Source organism: Streptomyces sp. NPDC026589 (genome assembly GCF_040638385.1).
Taxonomy (GTDB): Bacteria; Actinomycetota; Actinomycetes; order Streptomycetales; family Streptomycetaceae; genus Streptomyces.
In genome coordinates, this window is record NZ_JBEZYG010000047.1 from 12,183 (window position 1) to 30,351 (window position 18,169).

22 protein-coding genes are annotated in these 18,169 nt (G+C 72.8%); 17 read left to right on the top strand and 5 right to left on the bottom strand.

Features of this window, described 5'->3' with window-relative positions; all coding sequences use genetic code 11:
- The first annotated feature begins 2 nt into the window (after window positions 1-2).
- From AB0F29_RS40260 to AB0F29_RS40285, 6 genes are all read left to right on the top strand, one after another.
- A complete protein-coding gene (locus AB0F29_RS40260; protein WP_361883615.1) occupies window positions 3-1,502 on the top strand; it encodes a hypothetical protein in 1,500 nt (499 codons plus the stop codon).
- A gap of 190 nt (window positions 1,503-1,692) precedes the next feature.
- Window positions 1,693-2,382, top strand: coding sequence for a DUF2993 domain-containing protein (locus tag AB0F29_RS40265; protein WP_361883618.1), 690 nt, complete (start codon window positions 1,693-1,695; stop codon window positions 2,380-2,382).
- A 302-nt stretch (window positions 2,383-2,684) separates the two neighbouring features.
- Entirely contained in the window at window positions 2,685-2,765 is an 81-nt protein-coding gene (locus AB0F29_RS40270) for a putative leader peptide (protein ID WP_350240574.1), read from the top strand.
- 165 nt (window positions 2,766-2,930) lie between these two features.
- Window positions 2,931-3,770, top strand: coding sequence for a sulfurtransferase (locus AB0F29_RS40275; RefSeq protein ID WP_215110756.1), 840 nt, complete (start codon window positions 2,931-2,933; stop codon window positions 3,768-3,770).
- 47 nt (window positions 3,771-3,817) lie between these two features.
- Window positions 3,818-4,105, top strand: coding sequence for a DUF1416 domain-containing protein (locus tag AB0F29_RS40280; RefSeq protein WP_003968135.1), 288 nt, complete (start codon window positions 3,818-3,820; stop codon window positions 4,103-4,105).
- Between the two features lie 197 nt (window positions 4,106-4,302).
- The gene (locus tag AB0F29_RS40285) at window positions 4,303-4,560 is read left to right on the top strand and encodes a DUF3099 domain-containing protein (protein ID WP_018959850.1); all 258 of its coding nucleotides are present in this window, start codon (window positions 4,303-4,305) and stop codon (window positions 4,558-4,560) included.
- A 73-nt stretch (window positions 4,561-4,633) separates the two neighbouring features.
- On the opposite strand, the gene AB0F29_RS40290 is transcribed toward AB0F29_RS40285, so the two are convergent.
- Entirely contained in the window at window positions 4,634-4,996 is a 363-nt protein-coding gene (locus AB0F29_RS40290) for a DsrE family protein (RefSeq protein ID WP_361883623.1), read from the bottom strand.
- Window positions 4,997-5,101: 105 nt separating this feature from the next.
- Here AB0F29_RS40290 and AB0F29_RS40295 point away from each other — a divergent pair, with 105 nt between their 5' ends.
- The 6 genes from AB0F29_RS40295 (at window position 5,102) to AB0F29_RS40320 (ending at window position 10,143) form a co-directional block, all read left to right on the top strand.
- Window positions 5,102-5,923, top strand: a complete 822-nt coding sequence (locus AB0F29_RS40295) for a hypothetical protein (protein ID WP_361883626.1) — start codon at window positions 5,102-5,104, stop codon at window positions 5,921-5,923.
- A 179-nt stretch (window positions 5,924-6,102) separates the two neighbouring features.
- Window positions 6,103-6,822: a hypothetical protein gene (locus AB0F29_RS40300; protein ID WP_361883629.1), complete on the top strand. Its 720-nt coding sequence runs from the start codon at window positions 6,103-6,105 to the stop codon at window positions 6,820-6,822.
- Entirely contained in the window at window positions 6,819-7,691 is an 873-nt protein-coding gene (locus tag AB0F29_RS40305; protein WP_361883632.1) for a hypothetical protein, read from the top strand. The genes AB0F29_RS40300 and AB0F29_RS40305 overlap by 4 nt, the downstream gene beginning before the upstream one ends.
- Window positions 7,692-7,970: 279 nt before the next feature.
- The gene (locus AB0F29_RS40310) at window positions 7,971-8,543 is read left to right on the top strand and encodes an FABP family protein (protein WP_007446360.1); all 573 of its coding nucleotides are present in this window, start codon (window positions 7,971-7,973) and stop codon (window positions 8,541-8,543) included.
- 88 nt (window positions 8,544-8,631) lie between these two features.
- Window positions 8,632-9,168: a transcriptional repressor gene (locus tag AB0F29_RS40315; RefSeq protein ID WP_361883636.1), complete on the top strand. Its 537-nt coding sequence runs from the start codon at window positions 8,632-8,634 to the stop codon at window positions 9,166-9,168.
- Window positions 9,169-9,177: 9 nt separating this feature from the next.
- Window positions 9,178-10,143: a folate-binding protein gene (locus AB0F29_RS40320; protein ID WP_361883639.1), complete on the top strand. Its 966-nt coding sequence runs from the start codon at window positions 9,178-9,180 to the stop codon at window positions 10,141-10,143.
- Window positions 10,144-10,206: 63 nt separating this feature from the next.
- Here the strand turns inward: AB0F29_RS40320 and dtd are convergent, their stop codons facing one another.
- The gene (gene dtd / locus AB0F29_RS40325) at window positions 10,207-10,656 is read right to left on the bottom strand and encodes a D-aminoacyl-tRNA deacylase (protein WP_361883642.1); all 450 of its coding nucleotides are present in this window, start codon (window positions 10,654-10,656) and stop codon (window positions 10,207-10,209) included.
- Window positions 10,657-10,771: 115 nt separating this feature from the next.
- Here dtd and AB0F29_RS40330 point away from each other — a divergent pair, with 115 nt between their 5' ends.
- From AB0F29_RS40330 to AB0F29_RS40340, 3 genes are read left to right on the top strand one after another with little or no spacing between them, the layout of a single operon-like run.
- The gene (locus AB0F29_RS40330) at window positions 10,772-11,428 is read left to right on the top strand and encodes an ABC transporter substrate-binding protein (RefSeq protein ID WP_361883644.1); all 657 of its coding nucleotides are present in this window, start codon (window positions 10,772-10,774) and stop codon (window positions 11,426-11,428) included.
- Between the two features lie 50 nt (window positions 11,429-11,478).
- Window positions 11,479-12,465 carry an asparaginase gene (locus tag AB0F29_RS40335; RefSeq protein WP_361883647.1) on the top strand — a complete coding sequence of 329 codons (987 nt, stop codon included), beginning with the start codon at window positions 11,479-11,481 and terminating at the stop codon, window positions 12,463-12,465.
- 24 nt (window positions 12,466-12,489) lie between these two features.
- A complete protein-coding gene (locus AB0F29_RS40340; RefSeq protein WP_361883650.1) occupies window positions 12,490-13,743 on the top strand; it encodes a GNAT family N-acetyltransferase in 1,254 nt (417 codons plus the stop codon).
- Between the two features lie 123 nt (window positions 13,744-13,866).
- Here the strand turns inward: AB0F29_RS40340 and AB0F29_RS40345 are convergent, their stop codons facing one another.
- A complete protein-coding gene (locus tag AB0F29_RS40345; protein ID WP_361883653.1) occupies window positions 13,867-14,709 on the bottom strand; it encodes an ABC transporter permease in 843 nt (280 codons plus the stop codon).
- On the bottom strand, window positions 14,702-15,748 hold the full coding sequence (locus AB0F29_RS40350; RefSeq protein WP_361883656.1) for an ATP-binding cassette domain-containing protein: 1,047 nt from the start codon (window positions 15,746-15,748) through the stop codon (window positions 14,702-14,704). The genes AB0F29_RS40345 and AB0F29_RS40350 overlap by 8 nt, the downstream gene beginning before the upstream one ends.
- A 210-nt stretch (window positions 15,749-15,958) precedes the next feature.
- Here AB0F29_RS40350 and AB0F29_RS40355 point away from each other — a divergent pair, with 210 nt between their 5' ends.
- Both AB0F29_RS40355 and AB0F29_RS40360 read left to right on the top strand, forming a co-directional pair.
- Window positions 15,959-16,825, top strand: coding sequence for a TetR/AcrR family transcriptional regulator C-terminal domain-containing protein (locus AB0F29_RS40355; RefSeq protein ID WP_361883659.1), 867 nt, complete (start codon window positions 15,959-15,961; stop codon window positions 16,823-16,825).
- A 19-nt stretch (window positions 16,826-16,844) separates the two neighbouring features.
- Window positions 16,845-17,552 carry a TetR family transcriptional regulator gene (locus AB0F29_RS40360; protein ID WP_361883662.1) on the top strand — a complete coding sequence of 236 codons (708 nt, stop codon included), beginning with the start codon at window positions 16,845-16,847 and terminating at the stop codon, window positions 17,550-17,552.
- Between the two features lie 75 nt (window positions 17,553-17,627).
- Here AB0F29_RS40360 and AB0F29_RS40365 read toward each other — a convergent pair.
- Window positions 17,628-18,169 (bottom strand): phosphotransferase (locus tag AB0F29_RS40365; protein ID WP_361883665.1); only part of this gene is annotated, 542 nt, incomplete at its 5' end.

Here is an 18,169-nt window from a genome sequence, read left to right on the forward strand (position 1 = left end):
CCATGAGCAGCAGCGATCAGCAGTATCCGTATCCGTACGACCCCGAGCGGCAGCAGCACCCGGCGTCGCCGCACTGGCCCGACGGGACGGCCGGGCAGTCCGCCACTCCCCAGGACCCGGCCGCCTTCGACCAGGGCGGGACGCAGACGTGGCAGGCGCCGACCTGGGACACGCAGTACCAGCCGACGATCCGCCCGGGCGGGGAACAGCACCGGGCGGGGGATCTGGGCCCGGGACAGGGCCAGGGGCCGGGGCAGGGTTACGGGCAGCCGCAGCAGCAGCCGGGTCCGTACGCGACGCCGCAGCCCGATCCGTACGGACAGCAGCAGCCCGATGCGTACGCGACGGCACAGCCCGATCCGTACGGACAGCAGCAGCCGGGTCCGTACGCGACGCCGGAGCCGCGCCCTCTGTACGAGCAGCAGTACCAGGATCCGCAGCAGCACCCGCAGCAGCACCCGCAGCACCAGCCGCAGTTTGGTGAACCGCAGCAACAAGGTCAGGGGCACGCGCAGGGGCAGGCGCAGGGACAGCCGCACCAGCCGTACCGGCCCTCGGCGGCTTCGGCGGCCGACACCGCCTATCTCCCGCCCCAAGGGGCCTCGGGCTCCTTCCCGCTGCCACCCGAGGTCCCGGCCGCGCCCGTGGCCCCCGCGGCACCCGGGCCCGTCCCCGCGCCCATGACCGTGCGGCCGGAGGCCGACGACACGGGCTACAGCGCGCCCACGACGCTGGGCAACGCCCGGATCACCGACGCCCAGCGCGCCCGCGCGGAAGGGCGCTCGCCGATCATCGCGCCGGGGATGCAGCCCGCTGCGCTCACCGCCGTGCTCGGCCTGCTGCTCGCGGGGGGCGCGGCGATCGGGCCGTACGCGCTGCTCGTCCCCGTGGTGCTCCTCCAGGCGGTGACGGCCGCCGGATGGTTCCGGCTCAACGGCATGTGGCCCGCCCGCCAGGGCATCGCGCTCGCCTTCGCCGGAGGGCTGGTCGCCGACGTCGCGCTGCTCGCCGCGGGCCGGGAGCACGGCCCCGCCGCGCTGCTGGGCACCCTGGGCGTCTGGGTGCTGCTCACCGTGGTCCTCCAGCTCCGCAGCCACGCGGGGGCCGACGAGCGGATGTACGGCCTGATGGCCACGGTCGTCTCGGCCTCGCTCGCGGTGCTCGCGGGCGGATTTCTCGCGGCGGCCCCGGACGCGGTGACGGTGGGCGGGGCCGCCGTCGCGGCGGCCACGCTCGTCCGGGCCCTTCCGCTGCCCGGAATCGCCTCCCTCGGGGTGGCCCTGCTCGCGGGCGCGGGTGCGGGCCTCACCTTCGGCAATACGACCGACATGGGGGCGAAGGGCGTGCTGCTCGGTCTCGCGGTCGGCGGGTGCGTGCTCATCGGGCTGCGGGTGGCGAGCTACGACTACCCGTCCCGGTTCGTGCACATGACCGCCGGAGTGGCGCTGCCGCTGACCGTGGCGGCCCCGGCCGTCTACCTGGTCGGCCGCGCCATCCTCTGACCGCGCGCGGCCACCGTCGCCGACCGCCGCGCGGCCACCGTCGCCGACCGCCGCGCGGCCACCGTCGCCGACCGGCCCCCGGGAACCGATCGGGGGCCGTCGGTCGTCGATCATCCAGGGCGTCCCTCTCCTGCGGCAGTAGGCTCACGGGCGCCAGGGGGACCGATCGGCTCAGGTGGGGGAACGACACATGCGCGCACTGCGAATACTGCTGGTCCTGGTGGTGGTGCTCGGCGGCCTCTTCCTCGCCGTCGACCGTGCGGCCGTCTACTTCGCCGAGTCCGAGGCCGAAGACCGGGTCACGATCAGCGGGGGCGGGCCCGCCACGACGGAGATCTCGATCAAGGGTTTCCCCTTCCTCACCCAGCTCGCCGCCTCGCGGCTCGACCGGGTCGACGTCGACCTCACCGGCATGGAGACCAGCGCCGCCGGCCGCGCGATACGGGTCAGCGAGGTCCGGGCCGAACTGCACGACGTGAAGCTCGGCTCCGGCTACCGGAGCGCCACGGCCGCCCGCGCCACCGGCACCGCGCTCGTCAGCTACGCGGACCTGACGGCGGCGGCCAGCGACGGCGTCGTCGTGGAGTACGGCGGCAACGGCAAGGCGAAGGTCACCGGCACCGTCGAGCTTCTCGGCCGGCCGATCTCGCGCAGCGTGCTGTCCACCGTGACCCGCGTCGACGGCCACACGATCAAGGTGCGCGCGGACAAGGTGCCGGGCGAGGGACTTCCCGGCGTCGAGCGGCTGGTCCGCGAGAAGACCGACTTCCAGGGCGACATCGACGGGCTGCCGAAGGGCCTGGAGCTCCAGGAGGTCAAGGTGACCGAGAAGGGCCTGGAGATCTCGGTGACCGGCGCGGACGTCTCCCTGACGGGCTGACCGACCGCCACGGCCTCCCGACGGAGACCCTCCCGCCCCCTCCTGCTCCCGACGGAGACCCTCCCGCCCCCTCCTGCCCCCCTTCCGGCCCCTCCCACCTCCTCCCGCGCCCCTGAAGCACACCCCGGATCCGGATAGTGAGACGCCCGCGTCCGGTCCGCAGATGCGGGGCAGGCTCGGGGGAGCCCCGCACGAGGCCCCCGGCCCGTTCACGCCATCCTCGTCTCACATCATGGACGATCGTGTCTCATCATGCGACACGACGGTGACATCTCCGTCCGTACCTCCCTACGATCGGACCCATGAAGCGACAGGCGGATCTCACGAAGCGGCGGGCAGTAGACCTGTGCCGCGTCGCCGCCATGCTCTGTCGCACCTCCTGAGCGGGGCGGTTCGCACCGTCCCGTCTCTCCCCGGCCCTTCGACCGTAGTCAGGGTCGGCCCCGTGCCCCGTACGCGCCGCGTTCCGTGCCCTCGCGCCTACATCCGCACCCGGTAACTCCGCATCTCGCACCACCCCGCCGCACACTGCCCCGGAGGAGAACAACATGAGCCGCAGCGACGTCCTGGTAGACGCCGACTGGGTCGAGGCCCACATCGACGACCCGCAGGTCGCCATCGTCGAGGTGGACGAGGACACCTCGGCGTACGAGAAGAACCACATCAAGAACGCGATCCGGATCGACTGGACCAAGGATCTCCAGGACCCGGTCCGCAGGGACTTCGTCGACCAGGCCGGCTTCGAGAAGCTGCTCAGCGAGAAGGGCATCGGCAACGACACCCTGGTCGTGCTCTACGGCGGCAACAACAACTGGTTCGCCTCCTACGCCTACTGGTACTTCAAGCTCTACGGCCACGAGAACGTGAAGCTCCTCGACGGCGGCCGCAAGAAGTGGGAGCTCGACTCCCGTGACCTGACCGACGCCGTCCCGACGCGCCCGGCCACCCAGTACACGGCCAAGCCGCAGGACGAGTCGATCCGTGCCTACCGCGACGACGTCGTCAAGGCCATCGGTAGTCAGAACCTGGTCGACGTGCGCTCGCCCGACGAGTTCAGCGGCAAGCTGCTCGCCCCGGCCCACCTCCCGCAGGAGCAGTCGCAGCGCCCCGGCCACGTGCCGAGCGCCCGCAACATCCCGTGGTCGAAGAACGCCAACGACGACGGCACCTTCAAGTCGGACGACGAGCTCAAGGCGCTCTACGAGAACGAGCAGGTCGACCTGGCGAAGGACACCATCGCCTACTGCCGCATCGGTGAGCGTTCCGCGCTCACCTGGTTCGTGCTCCACGAGCTGCTCGGCCAGGAGAACGTCAAGAACTACGACGGTTCCTGGACCGAGTACGGCTCCCTCGTCGGCGTGCCGATCGAGCTCGGCCCCGCCAAGTAGTCCGACCGACCGACTGACCCGCACGACCCGACCAGAAGGACAGAACCATGTGTGGAGCACAGGCCGGTGGCCCCGACGCTTCGACGATCAAGCCCGGTGAGACCACCATCCAGGGCAGCGTGACCCGCGACGGCGAGCCCGTCACCGGCTACGTGCGGCTGCTGGACTCGACCGGCGAGTTCACCGCCGAGGTCCCGACCTCGGCGACCGGACAGTTCCGGTTCTACGCGGCCGAAGGCACCTGGACGCTCCGCGCCCTGGTTCCCGGCGGCAGCGCCGACCGCACGGTCGTCGCGCAGACCGGCGGGCTCTCCGAGGTCGCCATCGCCGTCTGATCCGTAACGATCCGCGGCGCGCCGCTGGTCCGTAACGATCCGCGGTACGCCGTTCCGTACGGCGCGAAGAACGGCCGAAGGGCCGCACCCCAGGGGGTTGGACGCCACCTGACGCGGGGTGCGGCCCTTTGTGCCGTCCCGGGGCCCCACCGGGTGAGCGGGTGGGCGGGCGGCCCGGGGGGTCCTACGCTGGAAGCATGTACGCCCGACGCAGGCGGAACTACTTCCTCATGATGGGCGGATGCGTCGCGCTTTTCGTGTCCGCCTGGGCCGTGGTGCGCCTGTGGTCCATGCCGGTCGCCATCGGCATGTGCCTGGTCGCCATGGTGATCCCGCCCGTCGCCGCGATGGTCGCCAACCGGCGGGGCCCGGACGACCGTTGGTGGGACGACCCCTCCGGCGACCCGAAGTCCGACGAGTGGTGGGACGAGCTGGACGGCAGGAAGCGCCACTGAGCCGCGGGAGTTCCTGCTGAGCCGGGGAAGGATGCCCCCGCATTAGCCGGGGAGCCCCCGCCCGGTCGTCCGGTCAGTAGACGAGCGCCTGGGCGTCGTCCGCCATGGCCTCCTGTACGAAGACCTGCGCGCCCGCGATCCGCACACCCTCCAGCACGTCCTTCTCGCCGATGTCGCGCCGGGCCGCGCACTGGGTGCACAGGGTGATCCGGCCGCCCGCCAGGATCGAGTCCAGCAGGTCCGGCAGCGGGGCCGCGTGCGGCAGTTCGAACTCGGCGGCCCGGCCCGGCAGGGCGAACCACGAGGACTCGCCGGTCAGCCAGAGCGAGACCTCCACACCGCTGGCGACGCCCACGGCCGCCACGGTGAAGGCCTGGGAGCAGCGCTCGGCGGCCTCGGGCCCGGCGGTCACCTTGATCACAAGCTTCTTCGGCATATGCCGAACTGTAATCGTCCGGGACGCAACCTCCTTGCTGACCTGGGGGTCACTTGGGCGCGCAGGTAAGGGAACCCGCGCTTCAGGTCTCTTGGGGGGACCCTTTTGGAACCGAACGACACCATTCCTGCCGCGCCGGAAGGGCCCGCACCCGTGCCGGCGGAGCGGCCGGCCGTTGCCGACGCGCCCGTACGCCGACGGCCGCGCGGACGTACGACGCTGATCATCGCGGTGGCCGCCGTCCTCGGGATCGCGGGCGGGGCCGCCGTCGGCTACGGCATCCAGGCGGAGCGGGCGCCCACGCCCCTGGCCGCCCTGTCGCAGCCCGGCCTCGGTTACCCGGAGAAGTCCCGGTCCGCCGACCAGGCCCCGCTGACCGCAGCCCAGGACCGGCGGGTCAGGACGGACGGCGACCTGCGCAAGCTGCTCGTCGACCGGCCCAAGGGGGCCAAGAAGACGCTCACCGACGAGTTGAGCCTCGGCGACGGCTGGGAGCCGATCGACCAGTACGCCGAGACGAACTACAAGAACCCGCACCACATGTTCGAGGCGCTGACCGGGCAAGGACTGCGCCGGGTCGCCTCGGTCTCCTGGGAACAGGGGAAGTACCGGGAGACCGAGGTCCACCTGCTCCAGTTCCGGTCCGGCGACCTGCTCGGCGCGGCGGAGCACCTCGACAGCCAGCTGGAGTACATGCCGCGCAACGAGCGCGGCGCGGGCAACGAGGGGGATGCGATCAAGGGCAGCGGCGAGGGCCGCTACTTCCTCCACCCGGTCGGGCGGGAGACGGGATACCTCCCGGCGTACCGGGCCAGGGCCCTGGCCCGGCGCGGCGACATCGTGCTCGACATCCACATCTACGACACCGTCCCGATCGGCAAGAAGGCCATCCGGACGCTGGCCGAGCGACAGCTGGAGCGGCTGTGAACGACGGCGAGACGCATCCCGTGACCGATCCGCCCAGCCCGGTTGATCCACCCGGGCCACCCGGGCCGCCCGGGCCGCCCGAGGAGGCTGGACCGACCGGGGCGGCTGGACCGACCGGTGAAGCTGGTCCCGCCGCCCCCACTCCCGCCCCCGCCCCGGCCCGCCGGACGCGCCGGGTGGTGCTGACCGCGCTGTCCGTCGTCCTCGTGCTCGGAGCGGTCGGCGGCGCGGCCGGGTATGTGAAGAACACCGTGGACACCGCGGACCGGACGGTCGCCACGACCGTCTGGGACGAGGACCACGCACCCACCGGCGAGGACCCGGCCGACGAGCCGTCCCGGGGCCGCCACGACACCGAGCTGGCCAAGCTCCTGCTCCCGGTGCCCAAGGGGTACCTCCTCGGCCCGGACATCGGCGAACTCGGCAACGACAGCGAGACGAGCGGCGCCAAGGCCGCAGCCGCGATGAAGGAGATGGGGCGCGGCCTGGCCGGGAAGGACCGCCGCGAGCTGAACAAGTCCATCGAGAAGCTCCGCATCCGGGGCATCGCGCAGCGCTCGTACGCCGCGGACTCCCATGACCTCGTCGTGAACATCCAGGTCACGAAGATGCGGGACAGGCAGGCGGTCCGCGCGTCGTACCTGAACCGGAAGAAGCTGCTGGACTCCTCCGACTTCTTTCGCAAGGGACCGAAGGTCGACGGCCACAAGAGGGTGACCTGCTACCGGCTGCCCAAGGGCGACAAGAAGAGCCTCGACGGCGTCACCTGCATCGCGTACGAGGGAGAGGTCTCGGTGACCGTCGACGCGAACGGCAGCAAGCCGTTCAGCCCGTCCGAGGTCGGGGATCTGGTGAAGGACCAGCTTGACCACATCGCGTCCCCGGGGGAGTACGTATGAGCGAGCACACGGCGAAGTCCGGGGCGTCCGGGACGCCCGAAGCACCGCCTTCGGCCGCTGTGTTCGCGCCGCTCCTCCCCCACCCCGACGCGGTCGGCGCGGCGCCGAAGCCGTCCCGGCGGGCCCTGCGCGCCGTCGCGCGGTGGACGGCCGCCGTGCTGGCGTTCGGGACGCTAGGCACGGGGACGGCCTTCGGGATCGCCTCCCTGGAGCGAACCGAAGTCCCCGGGCTCGCCACCGAGAGCGACGGACGCTGGGACTACCCGAAGCTGTCCCTGCCCGCGCTCCCGGCCGGTTCGCCCCGGCCGTTCGGGGCCGGCAACCCGGCCGAGATCCACCACGCCGACCTGCGCGAGCTGCTGCTGCCGGCCCCCGCCGGAGCGGTGGCGGACAAGAAGCTGCCGGGCGGCTGGGTCTCCACGGAGACGTTCCTCGACGCCTACCGGCAGCAGGACCGGTCGTCGGTGTCCCAGCTCCTGAAGGACGCCGTGCCGCGCCATATCGCGGCACGCGGCTGGACCATGCCGGACGGCACGACGTCCCGGATCTACCTGGTGCGGTTCAACTCGACGGCGTTCGCGAGCCGCATGCTCGACGATCTGAACGTGGGCTACTCGGCCGGTACGCCGCTGGACCGCACGGACACCACCGAGTTCGACGACACCTGGGGTTCGGACAACGACATCGAGAACCTCTCGTCGTTCGTCTTCGCCGAGCAGGCGCCCTTCGGAGCCGAGCACGTCCGGCAGGCGTACACCCTGGCGGGGGACACGCTGGCCCTCGTCGTGCACGAGCGCGCCGGGAAGCGGGAGACGGGCCGCGTCCCCTTCCAGCAGACGGTGATCCTCCAGAACCAGCTGCTGGCCTGAGACCCGCGGCGGCGGCCCCGCCGCCGACACCTGAACGAGAAGGCCGGGCCCCCACCCATTAGGCTGGGGCCCGGCCCTGTCGCCGCCGCCACCCGATCGTCACGAGGAGCCCCCTGTGCTTGAGGCATTCTTCTCCGCCCTGCTGATCCTGGTCTGCGTGGGCGTCACCGCCTTCGCCGCGATCACCGTGAAGAAGCTGTACCAGGGCCAGCGCTGACCTTCGCCGTTCCCACGGTTCCCGCCCACCCCTCGCACCCTCACAGATCGTCTGAGCCGCTCATGATCGAGATTCCGTCCGACCTCCACCCGGACCTCGTCCCGCTGGCCTTCCTCCTCGGCAACTGGGCGGGCGCGGGCGTGTCCGACTTCCCCGGCGCCGAGAAGTGCAACTTCGGCCAGGAAGTCACCTTCAGCCACGACGGCCGTGACTTCCTGGAGTACGTCTCCCACACCTGGGTCCTGGACGACGAGGGCAAGCAGGTCCGGCCGCTGGAGACCGAGACCGGCTACTGGCGCATCGACAAGGACCGCAAGGTCGAGGTCGTCATGGCCCGCGACCAGGGCGTCATCGAGATCTGGTACGGCGAGCTGGCCCACCAGAAGCCGCAGATCGACCTGGTCACCGACGCGGTGGCCCGCACGGCGGCCTCCGGCCCGTACAGCGGCGGCAAGCGGCTCTACGGGTACGTCAAGAGCGACCTCATGTGGGTCGGCGAGAAGGCCACCCCCGAGGTCGAGCTGCGTCCGTACATGTCGGCGCACCTGAAGAAGGTCGTCACCCCCGAGGAGGTCGCCGAGATGGCGCGGAACCTCGAGGACATGCCCGACGACGGCATCGCGTTCTTCAAGTAGGGAATTCCCGGGCAGGGATCTCCTGCGCGGGGAGCCCGCCCGGAAGCGGGGCGGCTGCCCGGTGCTCACCCCGCCCTACACTGGGCGTGTGGTGAGCACCGACTGGAAGACCGATCTTCGGCAGCGCGGCTACCGGCTGACGCCCCAGCGTCAGCTCGTCCTGGAGGCGGTCGACGCCCTGGAACACGCGACTCCGGACGACATCCTGTGCGAGGTGCGCAGGACCGCGTCCGGCGTGAACATCTCCACGGTGTACCGGACCCTGGAGCTCCTGGAGGAGCTCGGTCTTGTCAGCCACGCCCATCTGGGGCACGGCGCTCCGACGTACCACCTGGCCGACCGGCACCACCACATCCACCTGGTCTGCCGGGACTGTGCGGACGTCATCGAGGCGGATCTCTCCGTCGTCGCCGAGTTCACCGAGAAGCTGCGCGCCGATTTCGGCTTCGAGACGGACATGAAGCACTTCGCCATCTTCGGCCGCTGCGCGGGGTGCGAGGCAGCGAAAGCGGCGGCGGGCGGGACGGCGGACGGGGTCGTGGACAAGGCCTCCGGCGGGGCCCCCGGCGGGGCCGCCGACTCGGGTGCGAACACGCCCGCGAAGGGCGCCCCCGCCAAGTCGTAGGCTGGGCGCATGAAGAGCCCCCTGCTGTCCCTGCCCGGTGCCGTTCCCGCCGAAGGCCGCGACGAAGGCGTCGCCGCGCACTACGGCGACCTGTTCCCCGAGCAACGCGCGCTGGCCGACGGCAACGGATTCGTCGACCTCTCCCACCGGGGCGTCATCACCGTCACCGGCGACGACCGGCTGAGCTGGCTGCACCTGCTGATCACCCAGCACGTCAGCGACCTCGCCCCGCACCAGGCCACCGAGGCGCTCATCCTGTCCGCCAACGGGCACATCGAGCACGCGATGTATCTGGTCGACGACGGCACGACGGTGTGGATGCACGTCGAGCCGGACACCCAGGGCGAGCTGATCGCCTACCTGGAGTCGATGAAGTTCTTCTACCGGGTCGAGGTCGCCGACCGCACCGGCGACATCGCCGTCGTCCACCTCCCGGCCGGCTCCATCGCCGAGGTCCCGGACGGTGCGGCCGTACGGGAGACCCCGCAGGGCCGGGACCTGTTCCTGCCCCGCGCCGACCTGGAGGCGTACGCCGCCGCCCACGGCCCCGCCGCCGGGATCCTGGCGTACGAGGCGCTGCGCGTGGAGGGCCACCGGCCGCGCGTCGGCTTCGAGACCGACCACCGCACCATCCCGCACGAGCTGGGCTGGATCGGCGGCGCCGTCCACCTCCAGAAGGGCTGCTACCGGGGCCAGGAGACCGTCGCCCGCGTCCACAACCTGGGGAAGCCGCCGCGCCGGCTCGTCTTCCTGCACCTGGACGGCAGCGAGGTGCACCTCCCCGGACACGGGACGCCGGTGCGGCTGGCCGCCGACGGTCAGGAGGGCCGTCAGCTCGGCTTCATCACCACCTCGGCCCGCCACCACGAGCTGGGCCCGATCGCCCTCGCCCTGGTCAAGCGCAACGTGGCCGTCGACGCGGAGCTGCTCGCCGGCGACACGGCCGCCGCCCAGGAGACCGTCGTCGAGCCGTAGGCACTGCCCGTACGGAGCACTGCCCGTACGGAGCACTGCCCGTACGGAGCACTGCGCGTACGGCTACACCTCGATGATCACCGTGAACGGGCCGTGATTCGTGAGCGAGACCCGCATGTCCGCCCCGAACCGGCCCGTCTCCACATGCGCCCCCAGCGTCCGCAGCCGCGCCACCACCTCGTCCACCAGCGGCTCGGCCACCTCGCCGGGCGCGGCGGCGTTCCAGGTGGGGCGGCGGCCCTTGCGGGCGTCCCCGTAGAGAGTGAACTGAGAAATCACCAGGAGGGGGGCGTTCACATCCGAACAGGACTTCTCGCCCTCCAGGACGCGCACCGACCAGAGCTTGCGGGCCAGCTGTGCCGCCTTCTCCGGGGTGTCGTCATGAGCGACCCCGACCAGCACACACAGGCCCTCGCCGACGATCTCCCCGACGACTCCGGGGGCCGAGGGGTCGTCCGTCGCACCCGCGACGGAGACGCTCGCGCCGTCCACTCTCTGTACCACTGCACGCATACAGACCAACCTATCTTGGGCTGAACGGGTACAGAGCACCTGCATCGGCACCGTGCGGAGTGGCACGATGCACGATGTCGGTGTGCCGACGCACCGGTCGAGGGGACGGAACAGCATGAGTACCTATGGAGCCGGACAATCTCCCGGTGCCGTACCGGGCGCGCGTCACCGCACCGGCACCCTGCGGTCACCCGTACAGCGCAGTCTGCCGGGGCAGGGTCCCGTACCGCCACCCGCGACGCCCGCGGCGGCCGCCACCGTGCCCGAGCAGACCGGCGGCGACGCCGGCTTCGGCGGGCTGCGGCTGCCGGAGCTGCGGACGCTGCGCCGGGACGCCCAGCGCGACGAGGCCGATCTCAGTTACGTACGCCGGCTGGTGCAGGGCCGGATCGACATCCTCCGCGCCGAACTGGCCCGGCGCCGGGACCCCGAGGCCCCCGTGGAGGACGCGGCGGTGGTGAGCCGGCTCTCCGAGATCCTGGCCGACACCCCGTCCCGGCACCGCACCTCCGCGCGGCACGTCACGCTGACGACGCCGCGCGGCGACGAGTTCCGGCAGCTCGCCGCCGAGAACCTCGCCGAGGTCGAGCTGTCCGACCTGGAGGCCCGGACGGACGAGGAGCTGCACACGGCGATGGGGCGGCTCGTCCGCTACGAACAGCAGGTCTCCCGCCGCCGTCACCAGCTCCAGCGCACCGCCGACGATTGCGGCGCGGAGATCGCCCGCAGGTACCGTGACGGGGAAGCACAAGTAGACGACCTGCTCGCCTGAAGCGACCCTTCCGGGCGCGGGTCCCGCACCCCCGTCCCCGGAAGGCCACCATGACGTCCACCGACGCCCCGTCCGCCATATCCTCCGCCCCGGCCCCCGCCCCGCCCGTCCTGGCCGAGGTCGTGCGCTCCGGGTTCACGGAGGGGCACCACCGGGGGTCGCTGGTCCTGCTGGCCGCCGACGGCAGCGTGGAGCGGGCGATCGGGGACCCGGCGGCGCCGGTCTTCCCCCGGTCCTCCAACAAGCCGATGCAGGCCGCCGCGATCCTGCGGGCCGGCCTCGACCTCTCGGGCGAACGGCTGGCGCTGGCCGCGGCGAGCCACTCCGGGGAGCCCTTCCACCTCGACCTCGTACGGAAGATGCTCGCCGAGCACGGGCTGAGCGCCGCCGACCTCCAGACGCCGCCGGACCTGCCGCTGGACCCGGTGGAGGCGGAGGCCTACCTCGCGAGCGGGAACGTGCGCGAGCGGGTCACGATGAACTGCTCCGGCAAGCACGCGGCGATGCTCGCCGTCTGCGTCCGCAACGGCTGGCCCACCGCGACCTACCTCGCCCCGGACCATCCGCTCCAGCAGCTCGTCGGGCAGGTCGTCGCCGAGGCCGCCGGCGAGCCGGTCGCGGCGCTCGGCACGGACGGCTGTGGGGCCCCGCTGATGGCGATCGGGCTGACCGGCCTGGCGCGCGCGTTCCGGTCCTTCGTGCTGGCGGAGCCCGGGAGCGCCGAGCGCCGGGTCGCGGACGCGATGCGCGCCCACCCGGAGTACGTCGCGGGCACCCGGCGGCCGGACACCTGGCTGATGCGCGAGGTGCCGGGGACGCTCTCCAAGATGGGTGCCGAGGCGGTCCAGGCGGTGGCGCTGGCCGACGGCCGGGCCCTCGCCTTCAAGATCGACGACGGCGCCACCCGGGCGCTCGGCCCGGTGCTGGCCCGCGCCCTGGAGCTGCTGGGTGTGGACGCCCCCGTGGTCGCCCGGATCGGACGTTCTCCGCTGCTGGGCGGGGCTGCGGAGGTCGGGGAAATTCGCGCGACATTCTGAGGCGCGCATGCCTAGCGTGGGGGGATGAGCCTTGATGTCCGTAACGTCACCGCGTCCGAGTTCCCCGAGTGGATGAGGGCGGTGGGCACCGGCTTCCTGACCGCCGGCAAGGGGCCGGGCGAGGAGCTCGTCGCGGACCGGCTCGGCGATGTCGACCTCTCCCGCGCGCAGGGCGTCTTCGACGCCGGGCGCTGCGTGGCGACGTTCCGCTCGTTCGCCCAGGAGCTGACCGTGGTGGGCGGGGCGGCCTTGCCGGCCGACGCGATCACCGCGGTCACGGTGACGCCCACGCACCGCCGGCGCGGACTGCTCAGCCGGATGATGGCGACGGACCTGGCGGCGGCCAAGGAGCGCGGCGACCTGGTCGCCTCGCTGATCGCCTCCGAGTACCCGATCTACGGGCGGTACGGCTTCGGCCCCGCCGCCCGGAACACCGAGTGGGAGGTCTCCGTCCTCCGGGCCGGACTGGACCCGCGCCGCTCCGGGCAGCCGACGGGCGGCGGCCGGATCGAGATGGTGGACGGCGCGGACGTCCGCAAGACCGGCCCCGAGGTGCACGCCGCGCTGGCGGCCCGGCAGCCCGGCGTCGTCACGCGCGGGGAGCGCTGGTGGCGGCGGCACACGGGGGTCGGGCCCCGCCCGGACCACGAGAAGTGGACCGAGCCCTTCTACGTGGTGCACCGTGCCGCCGACGGCACGGTCGACGGCCTGATGGTGTACGGCACGGACGCCACGTGGGGCGACTCCGGGCAGCCGCAGAACACCGCCACCGTACGGGACATGATCGCGCTGAACCCGGCGGCCGAGCGAGCCCTGTGGCACTACGTCTGCTCGCTCGACTGGATCACCGCGGTCCGCTCCGGCAACCGTGCCCCCGACGACCTGTTCCCGCTGCTGCTCCCCGACCCGCGTGCGGCCCGGGTGGTCACGGACATGGACTGGCTGTGGCTGCGGATGCTGGACGTCCCGCGCGCCCTGGAAGCCCGGACCTACGGCACCGAGGCGTCGCTCGTCCTGGAGGTCCGGGACGACGCGGGGCTGGCCGGGGGCCGCTTCCTGCTGGACGCCTCGACCTCCGGCGCCCGGTGCGTCCCGACCACCCGGAGCGCCGATCTGGTGCTGGGGGTGGCGGAGTTGGCCACGCTGTATCTGGGCGACGCGTCCGTGCGGCGGCTGGTGGACCTCGGCCGGGCCGAGGAGGTGCGGGCGGGTGCGGCGACGACGGCGGACGCCGTGTTCCGTACGGGCCGGCGGCCGTGGTGCCCGGACGTGTTCTGAGTCCTGCCCGCTGCTGCTGCCGGGACCGGGCCAGGCCGGGCCAGGCCGGGACAGGTACCGCCGGCCGGGAGCCGGCGGTCAGCACCGGCCCGGAGCCGGTGGTCGGCGCTCCCGGTCCGGCGGTCAGCGGGTCCGGATCCGGAACAGCGTCCCCGAGACGCCGATCGCCACGGCGAGCATCCCCGCGGCCCAGGCGAGCGCGACCCAGGGGGTGTTGCCCACCTCCTGGCCGAGCAGCAGCCCGCGCAGGGACTCGATCGCCGGGGTGATCGGCTGGTGGTCGGCGAAGCCGTGCAGCCACTCCGGCATGTTCTCGGTCGGGACGAAGGCGCTGCTCGGGTAGGGCAGGAACGACATGAAGAACGTGAAGCCGCTCGCCGCCTCCGGCGTCCGGGCCAGCAGCCCGATCGCCGCCGAGATCCAGGACAGGGCCACGATGTAGGCCATCAGCACGACGGCCACCAGGAGCCAGCCGCTCCAGGAGGCGGCGGGGCGGAAGCCGATCAGCAGCGCGACGCCGAAGACCAGGGCGGTGGCGCAGAGATTACGGACGGTGCTCGCCGCCACGTGCCCGGCCAGTACCGGCGTACCGCCCACGTCCAGGGAGCGGAACCGGTCGATGATGCCGCCCTTCATGTCCTCGCTGACGGCGGTGGCGGTGGTCGCGGCGCCGAACCCCGCGGACAGGAGCAGGACGCCCGGGACGACGTACATGACGTACGAGTCGTAGCCCGTCCCGGTGTCGATCGCGCCGCCGAAGAAGTAGACGAAGATCAGCATCAGCATGATCGGCAGGGCCAAGGACGTGATCAGCGCGTCGGTGTTGCGGCTGCTGATGCGCAGGGCGCGTGCGGCCATGACCGCGGTGTGGGTGAGCGGACCGGGCCCGGGGCCGGGGTCGGGGCGCCGCGCGGCCCCGCCGGTGTGCCGGGCCGGGGTTCCGCGCCGAACGGCGGTGTCAGACATGGGTGGGTGCCTCCGGGGTCGTGGGCGCCTTCGAGACCTTCGAGGTCAGGTCCAGGAAGACGTCGTCGAGGGTCGCGCTGTGCAGGCCGAAGCGTTCGATCTCGTGGCCCGTCGGGTCGATCTCGTCGAGCAGGGCGCGCACCTGGGCCGCCGAGCCGTCGGTGGGGAGACCGAGCGTCAGGGTCTCGGGGGAGTGGTGGACGGCCCGGCCGGCCAGCCGGAGGTAGGCCTCGTTGCTGGTGAGGACCAGGTCGAGACGGTGGCCGCCGACGCGCGACTTGAGGTCGGCGGCGGTGCCCTCGGCGACGATCCGGCCCCGGTTCAGCAGGGCGATCCGGTCGGCGAGGCGGTCGGCCTCCTCCAGGTACTGGGTGGTGAGCAGGATGGTCGCCCCGCTCGCGGCCAGCTCCCGGACGACCTCCCAGAGTTCCTGGCGGCTGCGCGGGTCGAGACCGGTGGTCGGCTCGTCCAGGAAGAACACCCCGGGCTCCGGTGAGCCGACGAGCCCGGCGGCCAGGTCGAGGCGGCGGCGCATGCCCCCGGAGTAGGTCCGGACGGGGCGGCGGGCCGCCGCGGTGAGGTCGAAGCGTTCCAGCAGCTCCCCGGCCCGGCGCCGGGCGCCGGCCCGGGAGAGCCCGGTGAGCCGGGCCATCATCCGCAGGTTCTCCTCGCCGGTCTGGGTCTCGTCGACGGCGGCGAACTGGCCGGTGAGGCTGATCGACCTGCGCACCGCGCCCCGCTCGGCGACGACGTCGTACCCCGCGACGCGGGCGGAGCCGGAATCGGCCTCGGTCAGCGTCGCGAGGATCCGCACGGTGGTGGTCTTGCCGGCCCCGTTCGGCCCGAGGAGGGCGAAGACGGTGCCGAGCCCGACCTGGAGGTCGATGCCGTCGAGGACCCGGACGGCGGGTTTTCCGTAGGACTTGGTGAGGCCGTACGCCTCGATGGCGTGGGCGCCGTCGGCAGCGCTGCCGCTGCTGCTGCTGCCGCTGCCGCTGCTGCCGCTGCCGCTGTGGGTGGTTCCGGTCGGGCCGGTCATGGGCGGGCCTCCTTCTCTATCTTCTGCGTATGTCATACGCGTTATTGCGTAAGCATTACGCATCTCTAGGATGGGGTCAAGGCGCACGGGGGCGTGGAGCGCGACGGCGACGACGCCGGGGCGGCGGCGAGGCCAGGACGGCGGCGTGGTCGGGCCGGCGGAATGTTCCGGGACGGCGGCGTGGCCGCGACGGCGGGCGAAGGGGATGCGGTGACGGAGAAGAACGGCTCGGGCGGCGGCGATCTGCCGGCCAGCCTGGAGGCGGCCTGGGGGCTGCGGGACCGCCCGGCAAAGGGACCGAAGCCCGGCCTGAGCCTGGAGCGGATCGTGGCCGCGGCGGTGGCCGTCGCGGCGGCCGACGGGCTCGCTGCCGTGTCGATGGGCCGGGTCGCCCAGGAGCTCGGCGCGTCCACGATGTCCCTGTACCGGTACGTCTCCGCCAAGGACGAGCTGTACGTCCTGATGCACGAGGCGGCCATCGGCCCGCCGGAGCCCCTGTCCGCCCTGGAGACCGGCGCGGGCTGGCGGGCGGCGCTCACCGCATGGGCGTCCGCGCAGCGCGAGCGGTACCACAGCCACCTCTGGGCGCTCCGGATCCCCATCGGCGGCCCGCCCGCGACCCCGAACTCGATCGCGTGGTGGGAGCAGGGCCTCCAGGCGCTGGGGGACAGTGGTCTCGGCGAGGGTGACAAGACCTCGGTGATCCTGCTGATCTCCAACTTCGTGCGCAGCGAGGCGCTGATGATGAGCGACCTGGCGGCCGCCGTCGCCGCGCGCGGGATCACCCCCGAGGAGTTGATGGCCTCCCACGAACGCACCCTCAAGCGACTCGTCGACCCCGAGCGGCACCCCGGGATCACCCGGCAGCTGGAGACCGGGGTCATGAGCGAGCCGGACGAGGCGGACTACGAGTTCGGCTTCGGCATGGGCGTGCTGCTGGACGGGGTGGAGGCGCTGATCCGTGGGGCGGCCGACGGCCATGACGCCCCGGGCACGCCCGGCGCCTCGGGCGCCTCGGGCGCTCCCGGCGCTCCCGGTGTCTCCGGTGTCTCCGGTGGCGACGTCAAGTCAGCTTGAGGTCAGGGGCGTACGCTTCATGGTCATGAGCGGAGAGAAAGCCGGGGGCGAGTCCGGGGGCGCGTCCGGGAGCGGGGACGAGGTGCGGGCCCCGGGCCGGGCGCCGGAGCGTCCTCCGGCACCGGTCGGTCTGCGGGAGCGCAAGAAGCGGCTGACCTATCAGGCGGTCTCCGACGCGGCCATCACCATGTTCCTGGAGCGCGGCTTCGACAAGGTGTCCGTGGCGGAGGTGGCGGCCGCGGCGGACATCTCCAAGCCGACGCTCTTCCGGTACTTCCCCGCCAAGGAGGACCTGGTCCTGCACCGGTTCGCCGACCACGAGGACGAGCCCGCCCGCGTGGTCGCCGAACGGCCCCCCGGCGAGGGCCCGCTGGACGCCCTGCGCCGCAACTTCCTCGACGGCCTCGGCCGACGCGACCCGGTGACCGGCCTCTGTGACGTACCGGAAGTGCTGGCGTTCCTCCGCCTGTTGTACGGAACGCCGTCGCTGGTCGCCCGTATGTACGCCTACCAGGGCCGCTCCGAGGCGGCGCTCGCCCGCGCCCTGGGCGGCGGGCTGCCCGAACGGCTCGCGGCTGGGCAGATCATCGCCGTACTGCGCATCCTGGCCCTGGAGAACTGGCGGCGGATCGACGCGGGGGAGAGCGCGGACCGCGTCCACGTGTCCGCGGTACGGGCGGCCGAGCAGGCGTTCGTCCAGTTGCGGACGGGCCTGGAGCCGGACTGAGCCGGAGCCGTAACCGCAGCCGCGGTCGCGCGGTGGGGGGTTGAGGCTTGAGGGGCGCGGGCGGGTTCGCGGTGGTCAGCCGGCGAGCAGGGCCGCGGTCAGTGCGCGGCGGTGGTCCGCCAGCCAGGTCTGGTGCCGGTCCCACACCGCGCGCCCGCTCTCCGCGTACGCCGCCGCGTACGCCGCGTCCCCCCGTTCCACCCGCAGCTCGACGAACGCCCGGCACACCGCGGTGGCCTGCTCGATCACCCGGGGCAGGGCGGCCCGGTGCGCGCGCCCGAGTCCGTAACCGTCGGCCAGGACGCGCAGACGGTGCGGCGGGTCGAGGCCGGCGCGGCCCCGCATCGGCGCCCAGTAGCGCGCCGCCATGGCCACGTCCCACACCGGGCGGCCGGGCGCGGCCAGGTCGAAGTCGATGAGCGCGGCGGCGCGGCCGCCCCGGAACACCACGTTCTCCAGGCACACGTCGTTGTGGCAGACCACCGCGCCGGGAGCCGTCGCCCCCTCCGGGTCGGCCAGGTCGCCGGGCGAGCGCGCTGCGGCACGCCTGCTGCCCGAAGTCCGGCAGCTCCTCGGCGAGCACTTTGTAGCCGATCGCCGCGCCTTCGGGGAGCCGG